This is a genomic window from Polynucleobacter yangtzensis, from assembly GCF_001595965.1.
Classification (GTDB): Bacteria; Pseudomonadota; Gammaproteobacteria; order Burkholderiales; family Burkholderiaceae; genus Polynucleobacter; species Polynucleobacter yangtzensis.
Genome location: NZ_LOJI01000022.1, coordinates 90,862 through 116,913 on the forward strand (window position 1 = coordinate 90,862; position 26,052 = coordinate 116,913).

Consider the following 26,052-nt stretch of genomic DNA (forward strand, 5'->3'; position numbering starts at 1 on the left):
CCCTGCGCCAGTAAACTCGGTACATGACTGTTGCGCTTAGTAGGCGTGCCAGTGATGTCCGGGTTATTGGTCTCATTAGCCTAGCTCACGGCAGCTCTCATTTCTTTCATTTAGTGCTTCCTCCCATGTTTCCATGGTTGAAGGATGCTTTTGCATTGAGTTATGCCGAGCTCGGTTTACTCATGTCAGTTTTCTTTGTGGTGTCTTGCATTGCTCAAGCCGCCTCAGGATTTTTAGTGGATCGCATTGGCGCAAGGCCAGTTCTGTTTAGTGGTATTAGCTTACTGATTCTTGCGGCCTTGGTGTATTCACAAAGCAATGGTTATGCCATGCTCTTAATGGGGGCGGTTATCGCAGGTTGCGGTAACGGTATTTTTCATCCTGTTGATTACACACTCATTAATCACAAGGTGTCACCTCCTAATCTACCGTACGCCTATTCAATGCATGGAGTCACGGGCTACCTAGGTTGGGCGGCAGCGCCTGCCTTCATGGTTGCCATTGCCCAATTCAGCGATTGGCGTATTGCATTCTTAAGCGCAGCCCTGCTGGAGGCTTGTATCTTCGCGGTTCTGTGGGTCAATCGAAGCTATCTTCTAGATAACGTCAAAGAGCGCCATAATGATACTCAAGCAGGCAACCAAGCCGCTAATCCTGGGGTTGCGCAAGAGAGTGCATTCGCATTTCTGAAGTTAACTGCCGTATGGTTATGTTGGATTTTCTTTTTCTTCAGCATGGCTTCTACTTCAAGCCTGCAATCCTTTGCACCAAGTGCATTGTTTTCCATCTATCAAGTCCCATTAGATGTGGGAAGTTATTACATTACCTTATTAGCGCTTGGTAGTGCTGGCGGTGTTTTGTTCGGTGGATATTTAGCTGCAAAGTTGAAAGCGCCTGAACGTATCGTGACATCCTGTTTATCTGTAACGATAGTGATGTGTTTGTTACTAGGCACTGGATTTATTCCAGCTGGTCTTATTCCGATCTTATTTTTTGGCTTAGGCTTTGGCTACGGTGTTGTTGCTCCTTCACGAGATCTTTTGGTGAAAACGGTAACTCCGAAAGGTGTTGCTGGACGCGTTTATGGAATCGTTTATTCGGGAATTGATTTGGGTGCTGCGGTAGGCCCCTTTATCTTTGGCTTCTTTATGGATGCCAGCCTTCCAAATGCATTATTCCTGGGTATTGTTGCCTTCCAGCTCATGATCATTCCAACGGTATTTAAGGTGTCTGCCGGTATTGCGCCAAAAACCGCTTAGTTGAGCTCTAATAATTTCATAATATGAAATGTCATTACGCTGCGTAAAATGCGGCGCAATTAGTAGCCTCTCAATTTATTCCAGACCGTGGGCATTCATTCCACATAGTAAAAATATAACTTTAAGTTATTGAATTTAAATAACTAAATATTTTTAAAAATATCCCATATTTCGCTTGCTTGCTTTTTTGAACTGTCTAAACTCTTATATAAGACATAAGACTTGAACTGGTCTTAAGAGTCCTCAAATTTTGAAGTACTTGTTTAACTTAGGGAGAAAAACATGGCAGATCGCAAAGCAGAAATCGCAGCACTACAAAAGGACTGGGATACCAATCCACGCTGGAAAGGTATTACACGTGGCTATACAGCTGAGGACGTTGTACGTCTTCGTGGCTCATTAAAGATTGAACACACTTTAGCTAAGCATGGCGCAGAGCGTCTTTGGGATTTGGTAAACAATGAAGCTTACGTTAACTGTTTAGGCGCTTTGACTGGTGGCCAAGCAATGCAACAGGTTAAGGCTGGCGTTCAGGCAATTTACTTGTCAGGTTGGCAAGTTGCTGCTGACGGCAATTCATATGCAGCTATGTACCCAGATCAATCTTTGTATCCAGTTGATTCAGTACCAAAGATGGTTGAGCGTATCAATAACTCATTCCAACGCGCTGACGAAATTCAAACAGCTAAAGGCATCAATAAAGGTGATCCAGGTTATATCGAGTATTTCGCACCAATCGTTGCCGATGCTGAAGCCGGTTTCGGTGGTGTATTGAATGCATTCGAATTAAGCAAAGCATTGATCAAGCAAGGCGCTGCTGGTGTTCACTTTGAGGACCAATTGTCATCTGTTAAGAAGTGCGGTCACTTGGGTGGCAAGGTATTGTTGCCAACTACAGAATCTGTACAAAAATTGATCTCTGCACGTTTAGCTGCTGACGTAATGGGTGTTCCAACTATCATTTTGGCTCGTACTGATGCTGAAGCTGCTGACTTGTTGACATCTGATTACGATGCAAATGACAAGCCATTCTTGACAGGCGAGCGCACAGCTGAAGGCTTCTATAAGACACGTAAAGGCTTGGATCAAGCGATCTCACGTGGTTTGGCATACGCTGCTTACGCTGATATGGTTTGGTGTGAAACAGGTACTCCTGACCTCGAGTTTGCTCGTCAGTTTGCCGAAGCAATTCGTGCGAAGTTCCCAGGCAAGATGTTGGCTTACAACTGCTCACCATCTTTCAACTGGAAGAAGAACTTGGACGACGCAACCATTGCTAAATTCCAACGTGAATTAGGTGCCATGGGTTATAAGTATCAGTTCATCACATTGGCTGGTATCCACTCTATGTGGTACAACATGTTTGACTTGGCACAAGACTACATGCAGCGCGGTATGACTGCATACATCGAAAAAGTGCAAGAGCCAGAATTTGCTGCTCGTGATCGTGGTTACACATTCGTTTCACATCAGCAAGAAGTTGGTACTGGTTACTTCGATGATGTAACTACTGTTATCCAAGGTGGTAAGTCTTCTGTAACTGCATTGACTGGTTCTACTGAAGAAGAGCAGTTCCACTAAGAAATCCCTAAGTAGTACGTAGTAAGCAGTAACACACCAATACTGCCGCGGCATCTAAATTACCCCACAAGGGTGACTTAGATGCCGTTTTCGTTTACATTCTTTCCATGACTAATTGCGTACTCTGTAAAGACGAACTCAAGCCCGAAGAGGGGCAACTTATTTGGCGCGGTGATGACTGTCGAGTCACCATGGTGAATGATCCCGATCTACCTGGTTTTTGTAGAGTGATCTGGAATCGTCATGTGGCCGAGATGACTGATCTCAGTCATGGTGAGCGCGATCACCTCATGACCTTAGTCTTTGCCGTTGAAGAGGCTGTGCGTCACGTAATGCACCCTGATAAGGTCAATATTGCTGCCTTAGGTAATATGGTTCCCCATATTCATTGGCACGTTATTCCCAGATTTAAAGATGATGCTTTTTTTCCTGGATCCGCTTGGTCTAAGAAGACTCAAGAAACGAAAGCATCTACATTGGAAGCCAGAAGAAAAAAATCTCAAGAATTGCCGGCAGCTATTAAGTCTGTCATTGCCAATCTTTCTTAAGCTAGTTTTTTAAGAGCCTCAAGATAATTTTCTGGGCTCAGCGGCTGTCCTTCACGCTGCGCTTCCCACATAACTTGTCCTAGACATTCCATCATGACGTGTTGTGCTTCATGCATAGAGCCAAGCTTTTGCGATAACTTATCAGCAATCTCTTTGATGCCAGGGGGCTGATTAATTGAGATCTGCTCGCTAATGGACAGATGCATCGATAAATGCAAGAAGGGATTAGTTTCACCGCGTTCAGGCGTGTAATCCTGATCTAAGGCGCCTTCAGGATCAGCAAGGAGGTCGTGATATTCAGGGTGTTCAACCATCCAATCGCTGGCAAGCGTTTCCATCGGATCAAGAATCTGATTCTCAGTCTTCTTCTTCCAGGTGTCACAGAAAAAGCGACGCACTTCTTCACGAGTTGGGTTAAATATCGCCACGAACTTTTCCTTTGCCAGTCTTTTGTTTGAAGCCGCATAGTGGCTCAACTATGCATTGTGCACAATCTGGGTTGCGCGCCTTACAGGTATATCTACCGTGCAGAATAAGCCAATGATGGGCATCTAATAAGTATTCTTTAGGTACACGTTTGAGTAATTGCTCTTCTACTTTCACAACATCTTTGCCAGGTGCTAGACCTGTTCGGTTGGATACTCTAAAAATGTGAGTATCGACAGCGATGGTGGGCTGTCCAAAAGCGGTATTCAGAATAACGTTCGCAGTTTTTCTGCCGACACCAGGTAGCGCCTCTAGTTCTTCGCGAGTCTGAGGTACTTCACCACCGTGTTTTTCTAAGAGTAGTCGGCAAGTTTCTTGAATATGTTTGCCTTTGGAATTAAATAAACCAATATGCTGAATGTAGGGTCTAACACCTTCCTCACCAAGATCTAACAGGGCCTGTGGCGTATTGGCAACCTTATAGAGCTTGCGTGTCCCCTTGTTCACCGATACATCGGTCGCTTGAGCGGATAGCAGTACCGCAATTAAGAGCTCAAATGGCGAGCTATATTCCAGCTCAGTTTCTGGTTTGGGATTATTCGCTTTGAGCTGCTCAAAAAAAGCACGACGCTTTTCTAGATTCATCATTTCTTTTCTTGTGCGCGTGCGATAGCCGCAGCAATGATGGCGCGTTTGCGTTCTTGCTCTTTTAATTCTTCTTCAGATTGGGGTGATTCACTGTTAACGGACTGCAATTTAGTAGCAGCCTTTTTGGCGAGTCGATCATCATTATCTTTTTGCTCTCGATCTAGTCGTATGTCACGTTCGTGATAGCGCTTGCGTGCGATATCAGCAAGATCGGGTGACCAAGCATCCCAACCAGTTTTATCTCCAGTGACATTAATCATGCTGATGCAATCAACAGGACATGGTGGAATGCAGAGGTCGCAGCCCGTACACCACTCAGTCAGCACAACGTGCATTTGTTTAGAGGCACCAACAATCGCATCAACAGGGCATGCCTGAATACATAACGTGCAGCCAATACATTTCTGCGGGTCGATAAACGCTACTGGACGGGGGCGTTCTACGCCGCATTCTGGATCAATGGTGGGGTGAAGTTCAAATGCATCTTGTGGGTATATAGGTATCAGAACCTTGCTTAGGCGTTCAATGCCCTCTATGCCGCCGGGAGGGCAGCGATTTGGTAGGGCTTCGCCACTCGCCATGGCCTCTGCGTAACCACGGCAATCTGGGTAGCCGCACTTAGTGCATTGCGTTTGCGGAAGAATATCCTCAAGTTGATCAACGAGTTTATTGGCTTGGCTCATGGAAATTGCTTGCGGGGTTCTTATTAAAATTAAAGGCTCCGAAGAGCCCTTAATTTATGCAGACTTGGTAGTCCGAGTAGCAGTTTTCTTCGTGTTCTGATGTTCACGAATGAACGTCTTAATCTTTGGATAAACCTTCTCGCGCCAACGACGTCCAGCAAAGATGCCGTAGTGTCCTGCACCAGCAACTTCATAGTGGTCTTTATTCTCTTTTGGGATGCCCGCACATAAAGCATGGGCTGAACGTGTTTGGCCGCTTCCAGAGATGTCATCCAACTCACCTTCAACAGTCAAAAGCGCAGTCTTTTTAATGTCCTGTGGTTTCACGAGTTCGCCAGCAACTTTCCATGTGCCATTTGGCAATGAATAGTCTTGGAAAACAGTCTTGATGGTGTCTAAGTAGAACTTGGAGTCCAAATCTAATACAGCGTTGTACTCATCATAGAAACGAATATGTGCTTCAGCATCCTGTTCGTCGCCGCGTACTAAGTTTTGGAAGTAATCCCAATGGGACTGCAAATGATTTTGCGGGTTCATGGCGATAAAGCCTGTGTGCTGCAAGAAGCCTGGGTATACACGACGGCCAGCGCCTGGATAGTTGGGCGGAACGTTATAAATCACGTGACTTTCAAACCATTCGTAAGATTTTTGGTCTGCCAAGTTATTTACTGCAGTTGGTGATTTGCGTGCATCAATTGGACCACCCATCATGATCATCGAAGCTGGAGTTGCTTCACCAGCTGATGCCATTAATGAGATTGCGCCTAGAGTGGGAACTGTTGGTTGGCAAACGGAAATCACATGTAAATCTTTTGCGCCAATGGTGCGAATGAATTCTTGTACGTAGTGGACGTAGTCATCAAGACCAAATTCACCATCTTCAACTGGAACCAAGCGTGCATCAATCCAATCGGTGATGTAAACCTTGTGATCTTGCAGGAGTGTGCGCACAGTGTCACGCAACAATGTGGAGTGATGTCCAGATAACGGGGCAACAATTAATACAACTGGATCTTCTTTAAGTTTCTTAATAACCTCGACATCATCAGAGAAGCGCTTGAAGCGTACTAAGTTACAAAATGGTTTTGCAACTGCAGTTCTTTCATGGATGGCAACTTCTTTACCATGTGCCATTACAGAGCGAATGCCAAATTCTGGCTTCTTGTAATCTTTGCCCAAGCGGTAGAGGAGTTCATAGCTAGCTGCTAAACGGTCAGATCCTGGAACTTTAGAAGCAGGATTAGAAGCATTAATAAAAGCTTCTGAAGCAGCTCTTGCCCATGAACTAACTGGTTGAAGTAGGGCTTTTTGAAATTCGTGTAACTGATATAGCATGGTGCCTCCGGTAATTCAGGATATCCGCTTGTTACGCTAAGACGCGGGCGATTGCTTTAGCCACTTTATCAATATTTTTAGTATTGAGGGCTGCCACACAAATGCGTCCAGTAGAGAGGGCATAAATGCCATCTTCTTTCTGTAAGCGCTCAACTTGCTCGGCCGTTAAGCCTGAGTAAGAAAACATTCCACGCTGCTTCTCGATAAAAGCAAAATCTTGCTTCACACCGGCAGCAGCGAGTTTTTCAACGAGACCGTGACGCATCGCTTTAATGCGATCACGCATTTCTGCCAACTCATCTTCCCAGAGCTTGCGCAGTTCTGGTGAATTCAAAACAGCAGCAGCAATTGCCGCGCCGTGAGTTGGTGGATTGGAGTAGTTGGTACGAATCACGCGTTTCAATTGTGAAAGTACGCGAGTAGATTCATCTTTGCTTTGTGTCACGATAGACAATGCGCCAACACGTTCACCATAGAGTGAGAATGACTTGGAGAAAGAGCTCGATACAAAGAAAGACATGCCTGATTCAGCAAAGAGACGAACTGCAACACCGTCTTGCTCAATCCCAGCCGCAAAGCCTTGGTAAGCCATATCCAAGAAAGGAATCAAGCTTTTGTTTTTGCATATATCGATTACTTGACGCCATTGCGCTTCAGTAATGTCTGCGCCAGTTGGGTTGTGGCAGCAAGCGTGTAACAACACGGTGGTGTTCTTTGGGAAAGACTCTAAGGACTTCACCATGCCGTCAAAATCAACACCACGAGTTTTGCCATCGAAGTAGGTGTATTCAACTACTTCAAATCCAGCAGATTCAAAAATGCCGCGATGGTTTTCCCAAGTAGGATTGCTAATCGCGCAAGGTGCATTTAAGTTGAGACGTTTAATAAAGTCAGCGCCAACGCGTAAGGCGCCAGTGCCACCCAAACATTCGGCGGTTACAACACGTCCATCTTTGATGAGTGATGAGTCAGCGCCAAACAATAAGTTTTGCACTGCACTGTTGTATGGGTTTGGTCCCTCAATAGGGATGTAACTGCGAGGTGAGTGCTTTGCAACAATTGCCTCTTCAGCTTTAATTACTGCCTTTAAAAGTGGAACCTTGCCTTCGTCTGTGTAATACACGCCAACGCCTAAGTTCACCTTGTCGGCGCGTTGGTCTGCAACGTAGGCTTCTGTGAGGCCAAAAATAGGATCTTTAGGGGCTAATTGAACTGAGGCAAACAGGGTCATTTGGGCTTGAAATTGAGGGTTATAGGGTGGTTTTGTTCGTAATTGACGTTAAATTCAGTTTAATTGTCGGTTTTTGAGGCCAGAATCAACTATTTCCTAAGAAAAACGGCAAAATCAATGTTTGTACAAAATTCGCTGTGAAGAAATCTCACAGGTGAAATGATAGCCGAGATGCCCCCTAAGTTGCCTAAAGTTGCTCCAAATTCCGAAGTAAAAACGGTAAATAAAAACCCTGCGGCAGATCCCTTGGGTGAGGTCGGTCACGACCTGGATCCAGCGAAGTTTGTGACCTTCCCGGACTCCCCTTATCAGCTCTATCAGCCATTTGCACCTGCTGGAGACCAGCCCCAGGCAATTGATGCCCTGGTGGAGGGTATAGAGGATGGATTGACCTTTCAGACGCTTTTAGGGGTTACTGGGTCCGGAAAGACCTTCACGATGGCAAATGTGATCGCCAGAACAGGTCGACCAGCCATCATTTTTGCCCCAAATAAGACCCTAGCCGCCCAGCTCTACAGTGAATTTAGGGAGTTTTTCCCCAAAAACGCGGTTGAGTACTTTGTAAGTTATTACGACTATTACCAGCCTGAGGCCTACGTACCTCAGCGCGATCTCTTCATAGAAAAAGACTCTTCAATTAATGAACACATCGAGCAGATGCGTTTGTCGGCAACCAAGAGTCTTTTAGAGCGTCGTGACGTCATCATCGTTGCCACTGTTTCTGCAATCTACGGTATCGGTAATCCGGGCGACTATCACAGCATGGTGATGACATTGCGCCCTGGTGACAAGATGAGTCAGCGCGATATTTTGATGCGACTCATTGCTATGCAGTACGACCGTAATGAATTAGATTTCAAGCGCGGTGTATTTAGAGTGCGCGGCGACACGATTGATATTTTCCCTGCTGAACATAATGAGTTGGCGGTGCGCGTTGAGTTGTTTGATGACGTTATCGAAAGTTTGCAATTCTTCGATCCTCTCACTGGAAAAATTCGTCAGAAGATCCCACGCTTTACGGTTTACCCAAGTTCCCACTACGTTACTCCGCGCGACACTGTTCTGAAAGCGATCGAAACAATCAAAACAGAATTGCGCACTCGCTTGGATGAATTTGTTAAAGACGGTAAGTTAGTTGAAGCGCAACGTCTTGAGCAACGCACCCGCTTTGATTTAGAAATGCTCAATGAATTGGGTTTTTGCAAAGGGATCGAGAACTACTCGCGCCACCTCTCTGGCGCCGCTCCTGGCGAAGCTCCGCCTACGCTGGTTGACTACCTACCTAATGATGCTTTGATGTTCCTTGATGAAAGCCACGTCTTAATTGGACAGCTTAATGCGATGTATAACGGCGATAAATCGCGTAAACATACTTTGGTAGAGTTTGGTTTCCGTTTACCTTCTGCGATGGATAACCGTCCACTCAAATTTACCGAGTTTGAAACGAAGATGCGTCAAACCATTTTTGTTTCTGCAACGCCAGCAGATTATGAAAATACGCATCAAGGTCAAGTTGTTGAACAAGTAGCTAGACCTACTGGATTAGTCGATCCGGAAATTGAAGTCTTGCCAGCAAGCACGCAGGTAGATGATTTATTGGATCAAATTCATGCGCGCGTCAAAGTAGGTGAGCGCGTATTGGTTACTGTATTGACCAAGCGTATGGCGGAACAATTAACTGACTACCTATCCGATAACGGCGTAAAGGTGCGATACGTACACTCGGATATTGATACGGTCGAGCGCGTAGAAATTTTGCGTGACTTGCGTTTAGGTGTCTTCGATGTGTTGGTTGGTATTAACTTATTGCGCGAAGGTTTGGATATTCCAGAGGTCTCCTTGGTCGCAATTTTGGATGCCGATAAAGAAGGTTTCTTGCGTTCAGAGCGCAGCTTGATCCAGACGATTGGCCGAGCTGCTCGAAACGTCCGAGGCAAAGCGATCTTGTACGCCGATAAGATTACGGACTCCATGCGCAGGGCAATGGGGGAGACCGAAAGGCGCCGTACCAAGCAGATTGCCTTTAATAAGCTTCATGGCATTGAGCCCAAGGGGGTTCAAAAGCGCATTAAAGACATTATTGATGGGGTTTATGACGTCAAAGAGAAGCGTCAGGAGATGCAGGTTGAGCAGGAGCGGGCTCGCTATGAGGATATGGGCGAGAAGGACCTAGCGGCTGAGATTAAGCGCCTAGAGAAGCAAATGAACGCTGAAGCCAAGAATTTAGAGTTTGAGAAGGCTGCCAGCACTCGAGATAGGCTCACTAAGGTCAAAGAAATGGCCTTTGGAGCTAGATCCAGGGACTCAGTCTGAGGGTTGCACCTTAATTCCTGGCTTGTAAGAGGGATTTTTGGGATAATTCCCGAGCAGATTGCTAGGGATTATGTTAAAGTTGAGTGGAATGGTCGGGTATTACCCGCCCGACTGTGAGCTGTCCATAACAATCCATTACCAAGGTGACATATGAGACTTACAACTAAAGGTCGTTTTGCAGTAACCGCAATGATTGATTTAGCCCTGCGTGAAACGCATGGTCCTGTAACTTTGGCCGGAATTAGCCAAAGACAAAAAATATCCCTTTCTTACCTCGAGCAATTGTTCGGCAAATTACGCCGTTTCAATATCGTGGAAAGTACTCGCGGACCTGGCGGTGGTTACACCCTAGCACGACCATCTTCCGAGGTGAGTGTTGCAGATATTATTGTTGCTGTTGATGAACCTCTCGATGCCACTCAATGCGGCGGCAAAGGCAATTGTCATAGCGATGAAGAAAATCATGGTCGTTGCATGACTCATGATCTTTGGAGCAATCTCAATTCCAAGATGGTTGAGTACCTCAGTTCAGTGAGCCTAAAAGATTTAGTCCAGCAACAAGAAGGCCGCGGCGTCGTGATTCAAGATATGCGCCAAAAGAAAATCAAAGTTGAAAGTGCTAAAGCAGATAAGCCGACTCCAGCACTTGCAGTCAAAAAAGATGTTGCTCCTAAATTACCGCTGGTGAATTCCGTATTCAACTTGGCGCGACAAAGTTAATAACAGCATTACCTATAGATAAATAAACCATGAACGCACCAAAAGACCTTCCAAAACAACCGGTTCCTATGTTTAGCCCTAAACACTTCCCTGTGTATATGGACTATTCAGCTACTACGCCGATTGATCCAGTAGTGGTCGATAAAATGTTGCCATATCTGCGCGAGCAGTTTGGTAATGCTGCTTCACGCAGTCATGCTTATGGCTGGGCTGCAGAAGAGGCAGTTGAGTGGGCGCGTTCAGAGGTTGCTCTCTTAGTTCATGCTGATCCAAGAGAAATTGTGTTTACCAGTGGTGCCACCGAGAGTATTAATTTGGCATTAAAAGGTGCAGCGCATTTCTACAAAGATCGCGGTAACCACATCATCACAGTAAAGACTGAGCACAAGGCGACTTTAGATACTTGTCGCGAATTAGAGCGCGAAGGTTTTGAAGTGACTTACTTGGATGTATTGCCGAACGGCTTGATTGATTTTGCGCAGCTCGAAGCAGCGATGAAGCCTGGCACAATTTTGGCTTCAGTAATGTACGTCAACAATGAAATTGGAGTTGTACAAGATATTCCTGCGATTGGTGAATTATGCCGTTCACGTGGCGTTATTTTTCATGTGGATGCAGCGCAAGCAACCGGCAAAGTAGAAATTGATTTAGAAAAGACCAAAGTAGATTTAATGAGCTTTTCAGCTCATAAGACTTATGGCCCTAAAGGGATCGGCGCTTTGTTTGTTCGCCGTAAACCCCGTATTCGTATTGAGGCCCAGATTCATGGTGGTGGTCATGAGCGCGGTATGCGTTCTGGTACTTTGGCGGTTCACCAGATTGTCGGTATGGGCGAGGCATTCCGCATTGCTCGTATCGATATGGCCTCAGAAAATAAGCGTATTCGCGCCTTACGCGATCGCTTGTTAAATGGCTTGAAGGATATTGAAGAGGTTTATGTCAATGGTGACATGGACAATCGAGTGCCTCACAACCTGAACATTAGCTTTAACTATGTTGAGGGTGAGTCTATGTTGATGGCCCTGAAAGATTTGGCTATTTCCTCTGGATCAGCATGTACTTCAGCATCTTTAGAGCCTTCTTATGTATTAAGGGCTCTTGGCCGTAATGATGAATTGGCACACAGCTCAATTCGCTTTACCTTGGGCCGCTTTACTACTGAAGAAGAAGTGGATTTCACTATCAAGTTGGTGAAAGAAAAAATTGCCAAGTTACGTGAGCTATCACCACTGTGGGAAATGTACAAAGATGGAATCGATCTGAGCACGATTCAATGGGCTGCACACTAAAGAAATAGATAAAGAAATTAAAGAGGAAATACCATGGCATATAGCGAAAAGGTCATTGACCATTATGAAAATCCCCGTAACGTTGGCTCCTTTGAAAAAGGGGATGACAGCGTAGGTACCGGAATGGTTGGCGCACCCGCATGTGGTGACGTGATGAAGCTACAGATTCGCGTAAATGATCAGGGTGTGATTGAAGATGCCAAGTTCAAGACTTACGGCTGTGGCTCTGCGATCGCTTCTTCTTCATTGGTAACCGAATGGGTTAAAGGTAAGACTTTGGATCAAGCGCTTGAGATCAAGAACTCCTTGATCGCCGAAGAGTTAGCATTGCCTCCAGTGAAAATTCACTGCTCAATTCTGGCTGAAGATGCGATCAAAGCGGCAGTAGCCGATTACAAAGAAAAGCATCCAGCGAAATAAGCGGGCATAACTATGGCAATCACCTTAACTGACAAAGCAGCTGCACACGTTAACCGCAATTTAGAAAAGCGCGGTAAAGGTTGTGGCTTGCGCTTGGGTGTTCGTACAACAGGCTGCTCTGGCTTAGCATATCAACTCGAGTATGTTGATGAGCCCGCTGCTGAGGACCAGGTATTTGAGTCCAATGGTATTAAGGTATTTGTAGATCCAAAAAGTCTGGCTTACTTAGATGGTACTGAGTTAGATTTTGTGCGTGAGGGTTTGAACGAAGGCTTTAAGTTTCAAAATCCAAACGTAAAAGATGAGTGTGGTTGTGGCGAATCTTTCCGCGTCTGACGATTACTTTCGCTTCTTTGGATTAAATCAGCAATTCAATATCGATTTGCCTGCTCTAGATCAGGCGTATCTAGCGATTCAGAGGGAAGTACATCCTGATCGCCATGCTCGCGGCAGTGATTCAGAGCAACGCATTGCTATGCAAATGGCAACCTTGGCTAATACCGCCTTTCAGACCCTTAAGAATCCCATTCAACGCGGCTTATATATTTGCCAGCTTCATGGGGTTGATGCCAAGCTAGAAACCAATACCGCCATGCCTGCCGCTTTTCTCATGAAGCAAATGGAGTGGCGAGAGAGTTTGGATGAGCAAGAAGAAGATTTACCTGCGCTTGAAGCCTTGATGGAAGAAGTTGAGGAATCTAAAGCTGAGACCATTGTTGAAATTACCCAGGCAATCGACGGCGCCAAGAATTATCAGCGCGCAGCAGAGCTACTTCGAGGCCTGCTCTTCATTGATAAGTTCGCGGTTGAGCTTGATGACACTATTGCGGCCTTAATCTAGGCGCATACCAGCTACACTCTACCTTCTATGGCCTTATTACAAATCTCAGAACCCGGTAAATCGCTAGCGCCACATCAGCGCCGTATTGCTGTTGGTATTGATTTGGGAACCACTAATTCTTTGGTGGCAATTGTGCGTGATGCTTTGCCAAAGGTGTTGCCAGATTCCCAGGGACGCGAGCTGCTTCCATCTGTTATTCGTTACCTGCCCAATGGTAGGACTCAAGCTGGATTTGAGGCGCTTGAAAGTGTTGTGCTTGATCCAAAGAATACGATTGTTTCGGTGAAACGTTTTATGGGCAGAGGCTTGCTCGATGTGGAGCATATTGAAAGTGCTCCATATGATTTCGTTGATCAACCTGGAATGCTCAAGTTAAGAACAGTAGCTGGCGATAAAAGCCCTATTGAAGTCTCTGCAGAAATCTTGGCGCGCTTGCGTCAGTTGGCGGAAGACTCCGTTAATGATGAAATCGTCGGTGCCGTCATTACAGTCCCTGCATACTTTGATGATGCACAGCGTCAGGCAACGAAAGATGCTGCGAAATTAGCTGGCATTGAAGTTCTCCGTTTATTGAACGAGCCAACTGCTGCTGCAATTGCCTATGGCTTAGACAATGCCTCGGAAGGCGTATACGCCGTCTACGATTTAGGTGGTGGCACCTTTGATATTTCCATACTACGTATGAGTAGAGGTGTCTTCGAAGTTCTTTCTACTGGGGGTGACTCTGCTCTAGGCGGTGATGACTTTGATCATCGCTTGTATTGCTGGGTCATTGAGCAAGCTAAGCTTCCGCCACTATCAATACATGATCATCGTACGCTCTTGCAGGCCTGTAAGCATTCTAAAGAACAACTCAGTCATAATCCCTTAGCGCGTGTGCATGAGACACTTGCCGATGGTACGGTGGTAAATGTCGGTATTAGCCAGGCCCAATTCTTTGAGATTACTCAGAATTTAGTTACTAAGACTTTGATGGCTTGTAAAAAAGCACTGCGTGATGCTGGACTCAAAGCTGAGGATGTTAAGGGCGTGGTGATGGTGGGCGGCTCCACTCGTATGCCAAATGTGCAGCGAGCCGTTGGCGAGTTATTTGGTACGAAACCATTAAACAACCTGAATCCCGATCAAGTGGTTGCTTTAGGTGCCGCGATGCAGGCGGATTTACTCGCAGGTAACCAGAGTAAAGATGATGAATGGCTCTTATTGGATGTGATTCCGCTTTCGCTTGGTATTGAGACCATGGGTGGTTTAGTGGAGAAGATCATTCCTCGTAATACGCCGATTCCGGTGGCTAGAGCGCAGGACTTCACAACCTTTAAAGATGGTCAAACTGCTTTGGCTATACAGGTGGTGCAGGGTGAGCGTGAGTTGGCGCAAGATTGTCGTTCACTAGGTAAGTTTGAGTTGCGTGGCATCCCTGCAATGGCTGCGGGTGCTGCGCGTATCCGGGTGACTTTCCAGGTGGATGCAGATGGCCTCTTATCAGTGAGCGCCACCGAGCAAGGTTCTGGCGTAAAAGCCTCTATTGATATCAAGCCTTCATATGGTTTAACAGATGCTGAGATTACGCGCATGCTCCAAGATGGTTTTGCATCCGCCAAAGAAGATTTGCTTTCTAGATCATTGCGTGAAGAGCAAGTGAATGCACGGCGCTTGCTCGATGCAGTGCAAACAGCGCTCGATAGTGATCGCACTTTACTTAACGAAGAAGAGCAAAGGGCAATAGATCTAGAAATGGTGACCCTGCAAAAGATTTTGGATGAAGAGACAGATAGCGATGTTGTACGAAAGGCGGTTGATCATGCCGCCAAAGCAACAGATGATTTTGCGCAAAAACGCATGAATGCCAGCATTCAAAAGGCTCTCTCCGGCAAGAATGTAGCTGAAATCTGATTTAATACAAAATAAAAATCAACCAATAAGCGGAACAAAACCATGACCCAAATCGTTGTATTGCCGCATAGTGAATATTGCCCTGAGGGCGCAGTTGTCGAGGTTTCTCCAGGAACCTCAATTTGTGAAGCTTTGTTGGAGAATGACATACCAATTGAACATGCTTGCGATATGGTTTGCGCGTGCACTACCTGTCATGTGATTGTGAAAGAGGGGTATCAGAGTCTCAATCCTCCCGATGAAAATGAAGAGGATATGTTGGACCGAGCTTGGGGCCTTAATCCACAATCTCGTTTATCTTGCCAGGCTATTGTGGCCAAAGAAGATTTAGTGATTGAAATTCCAAAGTATTCAATTAATCACGCAAAAGAAAATCACTAAAACAATTAACTGATTGGCATGAGATTTTTTACTTATTCATTTATTTTGTTTATTGGGGTGTTTGGCCTCGCTCATGCAGATGAAGGTCATCCGGGCGTAGTAACCGAATTAGTGATTCGCAGTGGTAATGACTGGACTGGTAGTCCGTTACCGCCATATCTGCAATCTGCACCTGAAGTTGCGGTAATGAAATTTATGATCCCTCCGAACACTGCCTTACCGATTCATAAGCACCCCGCAATTAATGCTGCTTATGTCGTTGATGGTGAATTGACCGTTGTTCAAGAGGGTGGCATCCAGCGCACCTTTAAGAAGGGTGATGTGGTGGTTGAGATGGTCAATAAGTGGCACCACGGGTTTAATTCAGGCAATGTTCCAGTGGAGCTGGTAGTTTTTTATGCGACTTCCGCAGGCTTACCTCTAGCTATCAAGAAGTCAAATCCATAAGATAAAGGCATAAATGCACCAATTTGATGCATTTATGCCTTAATTAATGCATACGTTAAATATCTGGGATTTGTAGAGGCGTAATATGAACTTGTAGTTCATTCTTTAGGTAGTACCTCCAAAAATCTTTTGAGCCATCCTTCGGGGTGGCTTTTCTTTAAGGTTTTAGCTTTTTGGTTGCGTTTAACAAAAAGTGCTGTTTGATAATTTGAGTCACGTTTTGTCGCATGTGTTTTTTCCGCTCAAGAAGCCCGACTTTTCTATAGATGGTTTTTCCTGGCAGATCCTCAATTCTGAGTTGTCGATCCTTAGACCATGAAATGTTTGCTAATTGAGGAACGATCGAATAGCCAAGTCCTTGTCTAACTAATTCAATAATTGCCTCTACAGAATTTAGCTCCATTCCTTCTTGGATCGTTAATTTGTTGGCCTTAATTGTTTGATCTACTAGGTGACCTGTCCAGGTATCCCTGACAAAGCGGATAAAAGGTAATACATTATTGCCACTGCCAGGGCTTTTATTTACCTTGTTGGTGCTTGGGTAAATCAAAATCATAGGCTCTTTATATAGCTCAGTCCATTGAACATTTTGAGGCAAGGAAAAAGGAGACTCCGTGACAATAGCGGCATCAAGGCTGCCGTCAATTACTTGGTCCAAGAAATTGCTAGATAGTCCAGCCATTAGTTTGATCTCAAGTTCTGAATAATTTTGCTTTAGCTCATTCAGTGTTTTTCCAAAGGCTCCCATGAGGGTTGATACAAGAGCGCCCAATACAATCGTCCCACTAGGGTTGGCTTTCAGATTTGATCCTAGGGCCTCATAGCGTGCAATGATTTCTTGGATAGGCTCTATGAGAGATCGGCCATAGCTATTAAGCGTAAGAGAGCGTTTGGTTCTATCAAACAATTCAATTCCAATCTCTTGCTCTAGCAGTTGTAATTGCTGCCCAGCGGCTGCGGGAGTGAGGCCTATTTCACGTGATGCTGATACCACACTCTTGTGGCGAGCTATTACTAAGAAATTTTTGAGAATTCGGATGCTAGACATCTGCCAATTATAAATAAAAAATTTATCTCAAAGAAAAATATATTCGATTTATTTTTTACTATCTATAGATATAATGATTTCATGTCAAATGCAGATCTCAAAGTAAAAGTCTGGCGCGGTGCTCAAGAGGGCGAATTTGTCGAGTATCTAGTGCCGCGTAACCCAAATCAAACCGTTTTGGATGTGGTTACCTATATTCAGCGCAAGTTGGACCCAACGCTGAGCTATCGTTTTGCTTGTCGCGTGGGTATGTGTGGTTCATGCGCAATGACGGTCAATGGTGTCGCGCGTTGGACTTGTAGAACTCATGTTTCGCAAATTTTAGAAGGGGATTCCTTGGAAATAGCCCCCTTAAATAACTTGCCTGTCATTAAAGATCTCGCAACTGATATGCGTGAGTTCTTTAATAAGTGGAAAGGCGCCGTTGGATTTTTTAAAGGTAATCAAACACGGCATGATGATTTTGCAAAAGTTGAGCCAGATTCTAAAGAACGTCAATTGGCAAATGCTGGAATAGAGTGTATTGGTTGCGGTGTTTGCTATGCATCCTGCGAGGTGGTTGAAGCTAGACCAGAATATTTAGGGCCTGCGGCACTAAATCGCGCTTGGACTCTGGCTAACGACATTCGAGATACTCAGCAGTTAGAGCGCATGCGTGCGGTTGCTGGCGATGCTGGTTGTCATGCATGCCATACCCAAGGATCTTGTTCAGAGCGCTGCCCTAAAGCCATTGAGCCTACAGCTAGCATTGCTGGATTGAAAAAATTAATCGCAAAAGCTGCTGTACGTGGAAGTAAGTGGGGTAAGTTATGAGTGGCGTACTTCAGGCGAAGCTTTGGTATGCGCAAAGAATCAGCGCCATGGTGCTCGGACTCTGCGTTGCCATTCATTTGCTAATAATTTTTTATGCTATTCGTGGTGGATTAAGTGCGCAAGAGATTTTGGGGCGCACTCAGGGAAACTTATCGTTTGCAATTTTTTATGAGATTTTTGTGCTTGCGTGTTTTGTGCATGCGCCTATTGGGGTTGCCAACATTCTTCAAGAAACCTTTCCAAAAACTAGATTGGCAAGACCAATATCAGGTTTGTTGGCGCTCTTGATATTGGTTTTAGGTACAGTTGCGGTCTTTGGCGTTTATACGGGTGGTGCAAGATGAGATCGAGACCAAAGCTGGATATTCGTGCTAAACGTCATTTGTCTTATTTTGCTTATGCCTGTCATCGTTTTTCTGGTTTATTGCTAGCTTGTTTTATCCCCCTACATTTTCTAATGTTGTCTCAGGCTTTGCGTGGCGCAGAGGGTTTTCAGGCATCTCTGAGTTTGACGGATTTTTGGGTGTTTAAGTTCGGGGAGTGGGCGCTTGTCATTCTGCTTGCGATTCACTTGGCTGGGGGAATTCGTTTGCTCATGATTGAGTTTGGACCTTGGCATGGTTTACGCAAAGGGTGGATTCAGGTTTCTATTTTGTTCGCAATCGGATGCGGACTTCTATTTTTGTCTTTAGCTAACTAATTAGGTTGATATGAAGTTACAAATGAATTTGGTAGAGGATGCATGCAAAGAACTTTACATTAGAGCCTTAAAAGTACTTCCCGATGACATCAAGGCGGGCATTGAAAAGCTCGACAAGTCTGAGACGGATAAACGTGCTCAGGTTGTTTTGAAAACTATGATTACTAATATCTCTGTCGCAGAGCGTGAAGATAATCTTCTCTGTCAAGATACCGGCCTACCAATTTATAACGTCAAGATTGGTAGAAACGTTCAGTTTGATGGCGTGGACTTAAAAACTGCTATCAGAAAAGGTTGCGAGCGAGCCACAACAGAGCATCCCTTAAGATCCTCTGTTGTTCATCCGATTAGCCGCAAGAATAATCACACTTCGTGCGGCATTGATATGCCTGCTATTCACATTGATTTTTGTGATGAGGCTGAGACGGTAGAGATTGAAATGGTTCCGAAAGGAAGTGGCTCCGAGAACAACTCATTTTTAAAAATGGCAATTCCTGCAGACGGAATTTCTGGTGTAAAAGCATTTGTCATTGAAAGCGTGGTCTCTGCTGGAGGCAAGACTTGTCCTCCAACAATAGTTGGAGTTGGGGTTGGCGGCACTTCCGATCAGTGCGTGGCAATGGCAAAGCGGGCGGCTGTTCGTCCATTGGGTAGCGTTTGTTCCGATGATGAGGGCGCCAAACTCGAGAAAGAGTTGAGTGTCGCGGTAAATAAGTTGGGTATCGGACCCCAGGGATTGGGGGGTGATAGTACTGCTTACGCAGTTCATGTTGAACTTGCTCACACTCACATTACATTAAATCCTGTCGCGGTGAATATGCAATGCCACTCTGCTCGTAGAGCGCGTGCAACGATTACACCTGCTGGTGTCAATTTTGGTTTTTAGAGAGATACTATGGCTCATTACAACTTGCGGACGCCTGTTAGCGAAGAGGATATTCGTAAACTTCGTATTAACGATACGGTTACATTGCAAAATACTCTTTTTGGCATTCGCGATGCGACTCAAATTCATATGTTTGATCACGGTCGCAAGACATGTTTTGATTTAAATGGCCATGCCGTCATTCACACTGCGCCGAATGTTCGTAAAGTGCCTGTAAGCAAAGAATTTCCTGCGGGTTATCAGCCTATATGTATTGGTACCACCACCTCAGACCGTATGGAACGTTTTACTCGCCCGTTGATGGCGCAAAATGGCGTACGTATGATTGTTGGTAAGGGTGGTATGCGCGAAGGGTCCTCGCAAGCATTTCAAGAATTGGGCGGTGTTTATCTCGCCATTATTGGGGGCACTGCGGCCTTGGAGACAACCTGGATTGAGCAAATTGAAGATGTGGATATGGATGACCTCAATCCTGAATCCTTGTGGCGATTCAAAATTAAAGATTTTGGGCCCTTGCTGGTGGCTATGGATAGCCATGGTGGAAGCATATACCAAGAGGTTAAGGGAGATGTCGCACGCAACAAAGATGCTGTTTTGAAGAGTTTAGGGATTAATCCATGAGTGCAATTCCAACCATTAACACTGATATTTTGATTTTGGGTTCAGGTGGCGCGGGTTTGTTTGCGGCTCTACATGCACATCAAACAAATCCAAAATTAGATATCACCATTGCCGTAAAAGGATTGCTAGGTAAGTGTGGCTGCACTCGCATGGTTCAAGGAGGGTATAACGTTGCGCTGGCGGAGGGCGACTCTGTTGAACGTCACTTCATGGATACGATTGAAGGTGGGAAGTGGCTCTCTAATCAAGAGTTAGCCTGGACTTTGGTTAGCAAGGCTGTTGAGCGCATTCATGAATTAGAGAACGAGCTAGGATGCTTTTTTGATCGCAATCCAGATGGCACTGTTCACCAAAAGGCATTCGCAGGGCAGACCTTTGATCGCACTGTGCATAAAGGCGATTTAACTGGAATCGAAATTATTAATCGTCTTGCGGAGCAGGTATGGGCAAGAGGTATTCATCGCCTAGAGGAGCATCGTGCTATTGAATTAATACATAGCAAAGATAAAAAAGCGCTCGCGGGCGTTTTGATGCTCAATATGCAAACAGGGCAGTTTGTATTGGTGCGCGCCAAAGCGGTGTTGCTAGCAACTGGCGGTGGGCCAACGATGTACAAGTATCACACGCCATCAGGTGATAAGAGTTGTGATGGTTTGGCCATGGCGTTGCGTGCTGGTTTGACTTTACGTGACATGGAAATGGTTCAGTTTCATCCAACAGGTTTATTGGCCGGTCCTGGAACTCGTATGACGGGTACCGTGCTGGAAGAGGGTCTGCGTGGTGCTGGCGGTTATCTTCTGAATGGAAATAAAGAGCGCTTCATGGGCAACTATGATTCGCGTAATGAGAGAGCTACAAGAGATATTGTTTCTAGATCTATTAACTCAGAGATTCGGGCGGGACGTGCTACGCCAAATGGTGGTGTTTATATTCAAATGAGTCATCTGGGTCCAGATAATGTTCGTAAGCAATTTAAGGGAATGGTAGAGCGTTGCGCTGATAGCGGCTTTGATTTAGCCAATGATCTAGTGGAAGTGGTGCCTACAGCTCACTATATGATGGGCGGCTTAGTTTTCAAAAAGGATTGCAGCACTGATCTTCTTGGGCTCTTTGCGGCTGGTGAAGATACTGGCGGAGTCCATGGAGCCAATCGTCTGGGTGGAAACGGGGTTGCAAACTCAACGGTATTCGGTGGTATAGCGGGTGAGTCCATGGCACGGTGGGTTAGCTCGCAAGAATTACGCGAATGTGATTTAGATGAGGTGGCTGCTAGTATTCGTCTACACGAAAAGCCATTAAAGAAAGAGGCTGGAGATATTGAGCTTATTCGAGATGATTTGGCGGAGTGTATGTGGAATGATGTTGGTATCTCAAGAACAAAAGAAAGCTTATTGCGAGCTCGGCAACGTCTTCAAGAACTTGCATCCCAATTGCAGCAAATAGGTGTAGGCGATATTCAGCGTGAATACAGTAATACCTGGCAGGATTGGATGAATTTGCAGAATTTGATTTTAGTCAGCCAGGCTGTAACTGAAGCTGCTTTATCGAGAGAGAATTCCCGAGGAGCTCATTATCGTGATGATTTTCCTGAGCCAGGCTCTTTGGAGGAGTCGTATTATACGGCCGTAAACTTGAATCAAAATGGCTTAAGCATTCAAAATCAGCCAGTTCAATTTACGATAATTAAGCCCGGTCAAACGATATTAGTAGAGACGTAAGATTTTTGAATTAATTGATCCTGTCTATTTTGGATTAGCAACGCTAATCGTTTTCGGCGCATACTTTATTTTTGGTATTTCAGGGTTTGGCTCATCCATCGTTGCAGTTCCATTATTGGTGCAGATTTACCCATTAAAGTCTGTTGTGCCAATGATGGTGATTATCGACATTTGCGCTTCCTTATATATTGGCAAAAAGTCTTCAAAGGATGCCAATCTCAAGGAGTTGAAGTGGCTATTTCCATTTAGCTTAATTGGTATGGTTTTGGGAATTGTCTTGTTGATTAAGGCTCCAAGTGAACCGCTTTTGATCACTTTAGGATGTTTTGCCGCCTTAAATGGAGCGCGAGTATTGTGGCAGAGAAATAGGGAGATGGTTGATCCGATTGATAAATGGTGGGCCGCTCCATTCGGGTTCTTGGGTGGAATATTTACTGCATTGTTTGCAACGGGTGGGCCAATTTACGTATCTTATTTAGGGTTGCGTATCAATGACCCAAAGGTCTTGCGTGCAACCATGGCGTTTGCCATTTTTATGCTGACATTTTTACGCTTGACTTTAATGTTAGTTACTGGACTCATTCTAAGTTTGCCTGTAATAGGGTTGGCCATTTGTTTGATGCCGGCCACTTTTTTGGGGATCTGGCTTGGAACTCAGGTGCATACAAAGTTGAGCAATGTGTCTATGAGGATTGCTTATGGGTCAATTTTGATGTTTTCTGGACTGATGTTGCTAATTAAGCAAATATAAAAAACAAAAAAAGGCGAAGAAAAATCTTCGCCCTATATTAAGTGGGAAGCACTATTGAGCGCTAATATTGCGACCCTTTATGACTTTTTCCCAAGTAATAGATTCATTTTTGACTTGTGTTTCAAAATCTTTCTGTGTATTTACTATCGCAGTCAGTCCATTTAGATCCAGACTGTTTCTCATTGCTTCAGATCCAACTGCTTTTACAGTCGCTGCATAGATTTTTTCAGTAATCGCTTTAGGTGTGTTAGCGGGGGCTACGAGACCAAACCAGCCAGTGGATTCAAATCCAGGGATTCCAGCCTCAGCAACTGTAGGGACATCTGGGAGTTGCTTAGAGCGCTTTAAGCTGGTTACCGCTAAAGGTTTAATTTGTCCAGACTTAGCAAAGCCCGTTGCTGCAGTTAGATTACCCACCATGAAATCAATCTGCCCTGCTACGAGATCATTAATTGCGGCAGACTCTCCCTTGTAAGGAACGTGAGTTGCTGGGATATTGGCGGAGTAGGTTAGGTTTTCTGCAGCCATATGAACTTGGCTACCAATGCCAGCAGAGCCAAAGTTGAGGTCTTTAGTTTTAGCGTATACGATAAATTCACCAAGATTCTTTACTGGTAATTTGGAGCTTACGGACAAAAGCATTGGACCGCTAGCTACATTGGTGATATAGACAAAATCTTTAGCGTAATTGACTGGTAATTTCTTGTATAAATTTGGATTAACGGTCAGCATGCTGCCTGAGGCAAGCATGATGGTATATCCGTCAGCAGGCGATTGAGCCACGAATTCAGCTGCGATATTGCCGCCTGCGCCCGGTTTATTTTCAACGATGACGTTTTGACCTAGATCTTTAGAAAGTTGTTGTGCCAATAAGCGGCCAAGAATGTCGGTAGTGCCACCCGCGGCAAAAGGAATAATGAGTTTAATCGGCTTAGTCGGCCAGTTTTGCGCAAATGATATTGGTGATGTAACTAAAAATAAAGCCCCCATAATCCAGACAAATTTTTTGCTCAGATTGTGAATAAGTTGTTTAAACATGCCTATGTTCTCCCAGGTGTTAATTTGATTTACATCTTATCTTTGATTTGATTCAAAAACGAGATTGACTGCTATTTAATAGTAATAAGCTTATATGTAACCACTGTCTCCCCCAACCATTACGCAGAACAAATTCATATCAATTTGCGCTGCACAATGAATTAAGTCTTGCATGATATCTAAATCATCTATATGATTTAGATATGTCATCTATTTTGATCTCTGAGTTCATCACAAGTCAAGCCTTAGAAACCCTGCGTTCACAACATTCAGTTGTTTACGAGCCAGAGTTGTATAAGGATCGATCAGCATTAATTGCTGCAGTGCAAAATGTGGAGGCCTTAATTGTTCGAAATCTGACGCAAGTTAATGAGGAGGTTTTAGCTAAGGCATCAAAACTAAGAGTGGTTGGTCGTCTTGGTGTTGGATTGGAAAACATCGAGTTGCCTGCTTGCGCGCAACGCAATATCAAAGTAATACCGGCTACTGGAGCAAATGCTGAATCTGTTGCCGAGTATGTTATCGGAGCAATGATTGCTTTAACTCGAGGATTTATTCCTGCAACCATCTCTACCTTTAAGGGTGAATGGCCGCGCCCTCGTTTTTCGGGCTATCACGAGTTTTCAGGAAAAACTATCGGGATTGTTGGTTTTGGAAGCATTGGTCGCGTCGTCGCCAAGAAGGCAAATGCATTTGGCTTGAAGTGTCTTGCTTACGATCCTGTATTGAGTGGAAGCGCCGTACCATTGGAGGGGTTTGAGGTTCCTCTTATTTCGTTAAACGAATTGCTATCTCAAAGCGATGCAGTCACTTTGCATCTCCCATTGTTGCCCGAGACGAAAGGTTTATTTAATTCTGATCTTTTGGGCCAAATGAAAAGTGGCGCTTGCTTGGTCAACACTGCGCGTGGCGGAATTGTGGATGAGCAAGCTTTAGCTGAATATTTGCGTTCAGGGCATTTGGGTGGGGCCGCATTAGATGTATTTTCCAGTGAGCCCGCTAAGGATTTAAGCCATTTATCAGGAATAGAAAATTTGATTTTGACTCCGCATATTGCTGGCGTCACACACGAGAGCAATGAGCGGGTAAGTCAAATGATCGCTGATGAAGTCAATTATTTTTTAGGAGCATAAGATGAACATGTCTTATGAGCAGATGGTCGATTTAGCATATTCAGGTTTGACGGCCGCTGGTGTTGGGGAAAAGGCTGCATTTGAAACTGCGCAATTTTTAGCACTTGCGGAATTAGATGGCTTGGCTTCTCATGGTCTAGCGCGCGTATCTCAATATGCTGGCCATGCAAAAAATAACCGCATTGAGTTAGCCCCAAAAATTAAAGTTCGTCCGTTCAAGACATCGGCCGCATTAGTCGACGCCTGTGATGGTCTTGCGTTTCCCGCATTGCGTTTTGCGACAGATTTATCTGTAAATCTTGCCTCAAAGGCTGGAGTTAGTTTGGTCGCTGTAACAAATAGCCATCACTTTGGCGTTGCGGGGCATTATGCTGAAGCTGCTGCTCGTGCTGGTTATATCTCTTTACTGTTTGGTAATACCCCAGCTGCTATGCCAATGGTTGGCGGTAGTAAAGCCATCTTTGGGACCAATCCTTTGGCTGCCGCATTTCCTATTCAAGGAAAAGATCCTTTGGTGGTAGATATGTCTCTTTCAGCTGTTGCGAGAGGTAAGTTGCTGGTTGCGGCAAAAAAAGGTGAGTCCATTCCAGAGGGTTGGGCTTTGACTGCTACTGGTAAGCCAACCACTGATCCTCAAGAAGGTCTGAAAGGTTTGATGGTTCCTTTGGGAGGCGATAAGGGCGCCTTGCTAGCATTAATTGTCGAGTTGCTTGTTGTGGGGTTATCTGGCAGCCGTTTTTCCTATGAAGCAGATTCTTTTTTTGATGCAAAAGGAAATCGCCCGCGCATTGGTCAGCTTTTGTTAACGATTGATCCAGGCCTTTCTGGGAAAAATATTTTTGCTAAAAAAATGCGAGATTTTCTGAAGGTCTTATCTACCGATGATGGTACGCGCATTCCTGGTGAGCGACGCTTTAAGCAACGTGCTAGCGGTTTTAAGAGCGGTGTAAATGTTTCAGAAGTAGTTGTAGAGGAAATTCAGGCTGGCATTCGTCGGTCATGGGGTAATTCGTAATTTAATGGAATTAACGAGGAGAAAGTAATGATCCATTTTGTCGTGCATGAGCCGGGTGATGGCGTAGGCGTGGTTGTCGTTGAAGGCGTTAAAGCTGGCGATGATTTAATTGGTTGGGTTATGGATGGTGATCTGACATTGAACTTTAAATCAATGAGCGATATTCCAATTGGCCACAAAATTTCTTTAAAGGATTTTCAGCCAGGCGATACGGTCATGAAATATGGCATTGATATTGGAAAGGTAGTTGCCCCAATTAAAAAAGGCGAGCACCTCCACGTTCAAAACGTTAAAACAAAGCGTTGGTAAGTCAA

29 protein-coding genes are annotated in these 26,052 nt (G+C 44.9%); 22 read left to right on the forward strand and 7 right to left on the reverse strand.

The genetic code is table 11. The features are described from left to right. Nucleotides 1-23: 23 nt before the first annotated feature. From JaK3_RS06270 to JaK3_RS06280, 3 genes are all read left to right on the forward strand, one after another. The gene (locus JaK3_RS06270) at nt 24-1,259 is read left to right on the forward strand and encodes an MFS transporter (protein ID WP_068322264.1); all 1,236 of its coding nucleotides are present in this window, start codon (nt 24-26) and stop codon (nt 1,257-1,259) included. A gap of 282 nt (nt 1,260-1,541) precedes the next feature. Then, complete coding sequence (gene aceA, locus JaK3_RS06275) at nt 1,542-2,840, forward strand: isocitrate lyase (RefSeq protein ID WP_068322277.1); 1,299 nt, start codon at nt 1,542-1,544, stop codon at nt 2,838-2,840. 107 nt (nt 2,841-2,947) lie between these two features. Beyond that, complete coding sequence (locus tag JaK3_RS06280) at nt 2,948-3,388, forward strand: HIT family protein (RefSeq protein WP_068322282.1); 441 nt, start codon at nt 2,948-2,950, stop codon at nt 3,386-3,388. Here the strand turns inward: JaK3_RS06280 and JaK3_RS06285 are convergent. Genes JaK3_RS06285 through JaK3_RS06305 form a run of 5 tightly spaced genes read right to left on the reverse strand, consistent with a single transcriptional unit; the run spans nt 3,385 to nt 7,711 of the window. Continuing rightward, a complete protein-coding gene (locus tag JaK3_RS06285; RefSeq protein ID WP_068322552.1) occupies nt 3,385-3,810 on the reverse strand; it encodes a DUF1841 family protein in 426 nt (141 codons plus the stop codon). The genes JaK3_RS06280 and JaK3_RS06285 overlap by 4 nt on opposite strands. Beyond that, entirely contained in the window at nt 3,803-4,459 is a 657-nt protein-coding gene (gene nth / locus JaK3_RS06290; RefSeq protein ID WP_068322284.1) for an endonuclease III, read from the reverse strand. The genes JaK3_RS06285 and nth overlap by 8 nt, the downstream gene beginning before the upstream one ends. After that, nucleotides 4,459-5,145 carry an electron transport complex subunit RsxB gene (gene rsxB / locus JaK3_RS06295; protein WP_068322292.1) on the reverse strand — a complete coding sequence of 229 codons (687 nt, stop codon included), beginning with the start codon at nt 5,143-5,145 and terminating at the stop codon, nt 4,459-4,461. Before rsxB ends, nth begins: the two co-directional genes overlap by 1 nt. Nucleotides 5,146-5,199: 54 nt before the next feature. After that, nucleotides 5,200-6,480, reverse strand: coding sequence for a polyhydroxyalkanoate depolymerase (locus JaK3_RS06300; protein WP_068322295.1), 1,281 nt, complete (start codon nt 6,478-6,480; stop codon nt 5,200-5,202). Nucleotides 6,481-6,511: 31 nt separating this feature from the next. Next, on the reverse strand, nt 6,512-7,711 hold the full coding sequence (locus JaK3_RS06305; protein ID WP_068322299.1) for an amino acid aminotransferase: 1,200 nt from the start codon (nt 7,709-7,711) through the stop codon (nt 6,512-6,514). A 159-nt stretch (nt 7,712-7,870) separates the two neighbouring features. Between JaK3_RS06305 and uvrB the strand changes: the two genes are divergently transcribed. From uvrB to JaK3_RS06350, 9 genes are all read left to right on the forward strand, one after another. Next, a complete protein-coding gene (uvrB, locus tag JaK3_RS06310; protein ID WP_240480901.1) occupies nt 7,871-10,024 on the forward strand; it encodes an excinuclease ABC subunit UvrB in 2,154 nt (717 codons plus the stop codon). A gap of 150 nt (nt 10,025-10,174) precedes the next feature. After that, nucleotides 10,175-10,744, forward strand: coding sequence for a Fe-S cluster assembly transcription factor (locus JaK3_RS06315; RefSeq protein ID WP_068322302.1), 570 nt, complete (start codon nt 10,175-10,177; stop codon nt 10,742-10,744). A gap of 29 nt (nt 10,745-10,773) precedes the next feature. Continuing rightward, on the forward strand, nt 10,774-12,033 hold the full coding sequence (locus tag JaK3_RS06320; protein WP_068322305.1) for an IscS subfamily cysteine desulfurase: 1,260 nt from the start codon (nt 10,774-10,776) through the stop codon (nt 12,031-12,033). A 33-nt stretch (nt 12,034-12,066) separates the two neighbouring features. Then, a complete protein-coding gene (iscU, locus tag JaK3_RS06325) occupies nt 12,067-12,453 on the forward strand; it encodes a Fe-S cluster assembly scaffold IscU (protein WP_068322308.1) in 387 nt (128 codons plus the stop codon). 12 nt (nt 12,454-12,465) lie between these two features. Beyond that, a complete protein-coding gene (iscA, locus tag JaK3_RS06330) occupies nt 12,466-12,789 on the forward strand; it encodes an iron-sulfur cluster assembly protein IscA (RefSeq protein WP_012357505.1) in 324 nt (107 codons plus the stop codon). Further along, entirely contained in the window at nt 12,767-13,294 is a 528-nt protein-coding gene (gene hscB, locus JaK3_RS06335; protein ID WP_338091688.1) for a Fe-S protein assembly co-chaperone HscB, read from the forward strand. The genes iscA and hscB overlap by 23 nt, the downstream gene beginning before the upstream one ends. A 27-nt stretch (nt 13,295-13,321) precedes the next feature. Beyond that, nucleotides 13,322-15,187 (forward strand): Fe-S protein assembly chaperone HscA, encoded by a 1,866-nt coding sequence (gene hscA / locus JaK3_RS06340; RefSeq protein WP_068322316.1) that lies wholly within the window; start codon nt 13,322-13,324, stop codon nt 15,185-15,187. A gap of 42 nt (nt 15,188-15,229) precedes the next feature. Next, a complete protein-coding gene (gene fdx / locus JaK3_RS06345; protein WP_068322318.1) occupies nt 15,230-15,568 on the forward strand; it encodes an ISC system 2Fe-2S type ferredoxin in 339 nt (112 codons plus the stop codon). A gap of 18 nt (nt 15,569-15,586) precedes the next feature. After that, the gene (locus JaK3_RS06350; RefSeq protein ID WP_068322320.1) at nt 15,587-16,015 is read left to right on the forward strand and encodes a cupin domain-containing protein; all 429 of its coding nucleotides are present in this window, start codon (nt 15,587-15,589) and stop codon (nt 16,013-16,015) included. A 157-nt stretch (nt 16,016-16,172) separates the two neighbouring features. Here the strand turns inward: JaK3_RS06350 and JaK3_RS06355 are convergent, their stop codons facing one another. After that, complete coding sequence (locus JaK3_RS06355) at nt 16,173-17,063, reverse strand: LysR family transcriptional regulator (RefSeq protein ID WP_068322323.1); 891 nt, start codon at nt 17,061-17,063, stop codon at nt 16,173-16,175. 81 nt (nt 17,064-17,144) lie between these two features. On the opposite strand from JaK3_RS06355, the gene JaK3_RS06360 reads away from it, so the two are divergent. From JaK3_RS06360 to JaK3_RS06390, 7 genes are read left to right on the forward strand one after another with little or no spacing between them, the layout of a single operon-like run. Continuing rightward, complete coding sequence (locus tag JaK3_RS06360; protein ID WP_068322326.1) at nt 17,145-17,876, forward strand: succinate dehydrogenase/fumarate reductase iron-sulfur subunit; 732 nt, start codon at nt 17,145-17,147, stop codon at nt 17,874-17,876. Then, entirely contained in the window at nt 17,873-18,220 is a 348-nt protein-coding gene (locus JaK3_RS06365) for a succinate dehydrogenase (protein WP_068322329.1), read from the forward strand. Before JaK3_RS06360 ends, JaK3_RS06365 begins: the two co-directional genes overlap by 4 nt. Beyond that, on the forward strand, nt 18,217-18,576 hold the full coding sequence (gene sdhC, locus JaK3_RS06370) for a succinate dehydrogenase, cytochrome b556 subunit (protein ID WP_068322332.1): 360 nt from the start codon (nt 18,217-18,219) through the stop codon (nt 18,574-18,576). Before JaK3_RS06365 ends, sdhC begins: the two co-directional genes overlap by 4 nt. Nucleotides 18,577-18,598: 22 nt before the next feature. Continuing rightward, complete coding sequence (locus JaK3_RS06375; RefSeq protein ID WP_420865689.1) at nt 18,599-19,462, forward strand: fumarate hydratase; 864 nt, start codon at nt 18,599-18,601, stop codon at nt 19,460-19,462. Between the two features lie 9 nt (nt 19,463-19,471). Then, nucleotides 19,472-20,083 (forward strand): fumarate hydratase C-terminal domain-containing protein, encoded by a 612-nt coding sequence (locus tag JaK3_RS06380; protein ID WP_068322338.1) that lies wholly within the window; start codon nt 19,472-19,474, stop codon nt 20,081-20,083. After that, entirely contained in the window at nt 20,080-21,801 is a 1,722-nt protein-coding gene (locus JaK3_RS06385; protein WP_068322341.1) for an L-aspartate oxidase, read from the forward strand. The genes JaK3_RS06380 and JaK3_RS06385 overlap by 4 nt, the downstream gene beginning before the upstream one ends. A 46-nt stretch (nt 21,802-21,847) precedes the next feature. Then, on the forward strand, nt 21,848-22,552 hold the full coding sequence (locus JaK3_RS06390) for a sulfite exporter TauE/SafE family protein (RefSeq protein WP_276203344.1): 705 nt from the start codon (nt 21,848-21,850) through the stop codon (nt 22,550-22,552). Nucleotides 22,553-22,603: 51 nt separating this feature from the next. Here the strand turns inward: JaK3_RS06390 and JaK3_RS06395 are convergent, their stop codons facing one another. Beyond that, entirely contained in the window at nt 22,604-23,590 is a 987-nt protein-coding gene (locus JaK3_RS06395; protein WP_068322347.1) for a Bug family tripartite tricarboxylate transporter substrate binding protein, read from the reverse strand. A 203-nt stretch (nt 23,591-23,793) separates the two neighbouring features. Between JaK3_RS06395 and JaK3_RS06400 the strand changes: the two genes are divergently transcribed. The 3 genes from JaK3_RS06400 to JaK3_RS06410 are packed head-to-tail and all read left to right on the forward strand — an operon-like array spanning nt 23,794 to nt 26,047. Then, nucleotides 23,794-24,723 (forward strand): hydroxyacid dehydrogenase, encoded by a 930-nt coding sequence (locus JaK3_RS06400; protein ID WP_068322350.1) that lies wholly within the window; start codon nt 23,794-23,796, stop codon nt 24,721-24,723. Nucleotide 24,724: 1 nt separating this feature from the next. After that, nucleotides 24,725-25,738, forward strand: coding sequence for an Ldh family oxidoreductase (locus JaK3_RS06405; RefSeq protein ID WP_068322353.1), 1,014 nt, complete (start codon nt 24,725-24,727; stop codon nt 25,736-25,738). Nucleotides 25,739-25,765: 27 nt separating this feature from the next. Then, on the forward strand, nt 25,766-26,047 hold the full coding sequence (locus JaK3_RS06410) for a flagellar biosynthesis protein FlgA (protein WP_068322357.1): 282 nt from the start codon (nt 25,766-25,768) through the stop codon (nt 26,045-26,047). Nucleotides 26,048-26,052: the final 5 nt, after the last annotated feature.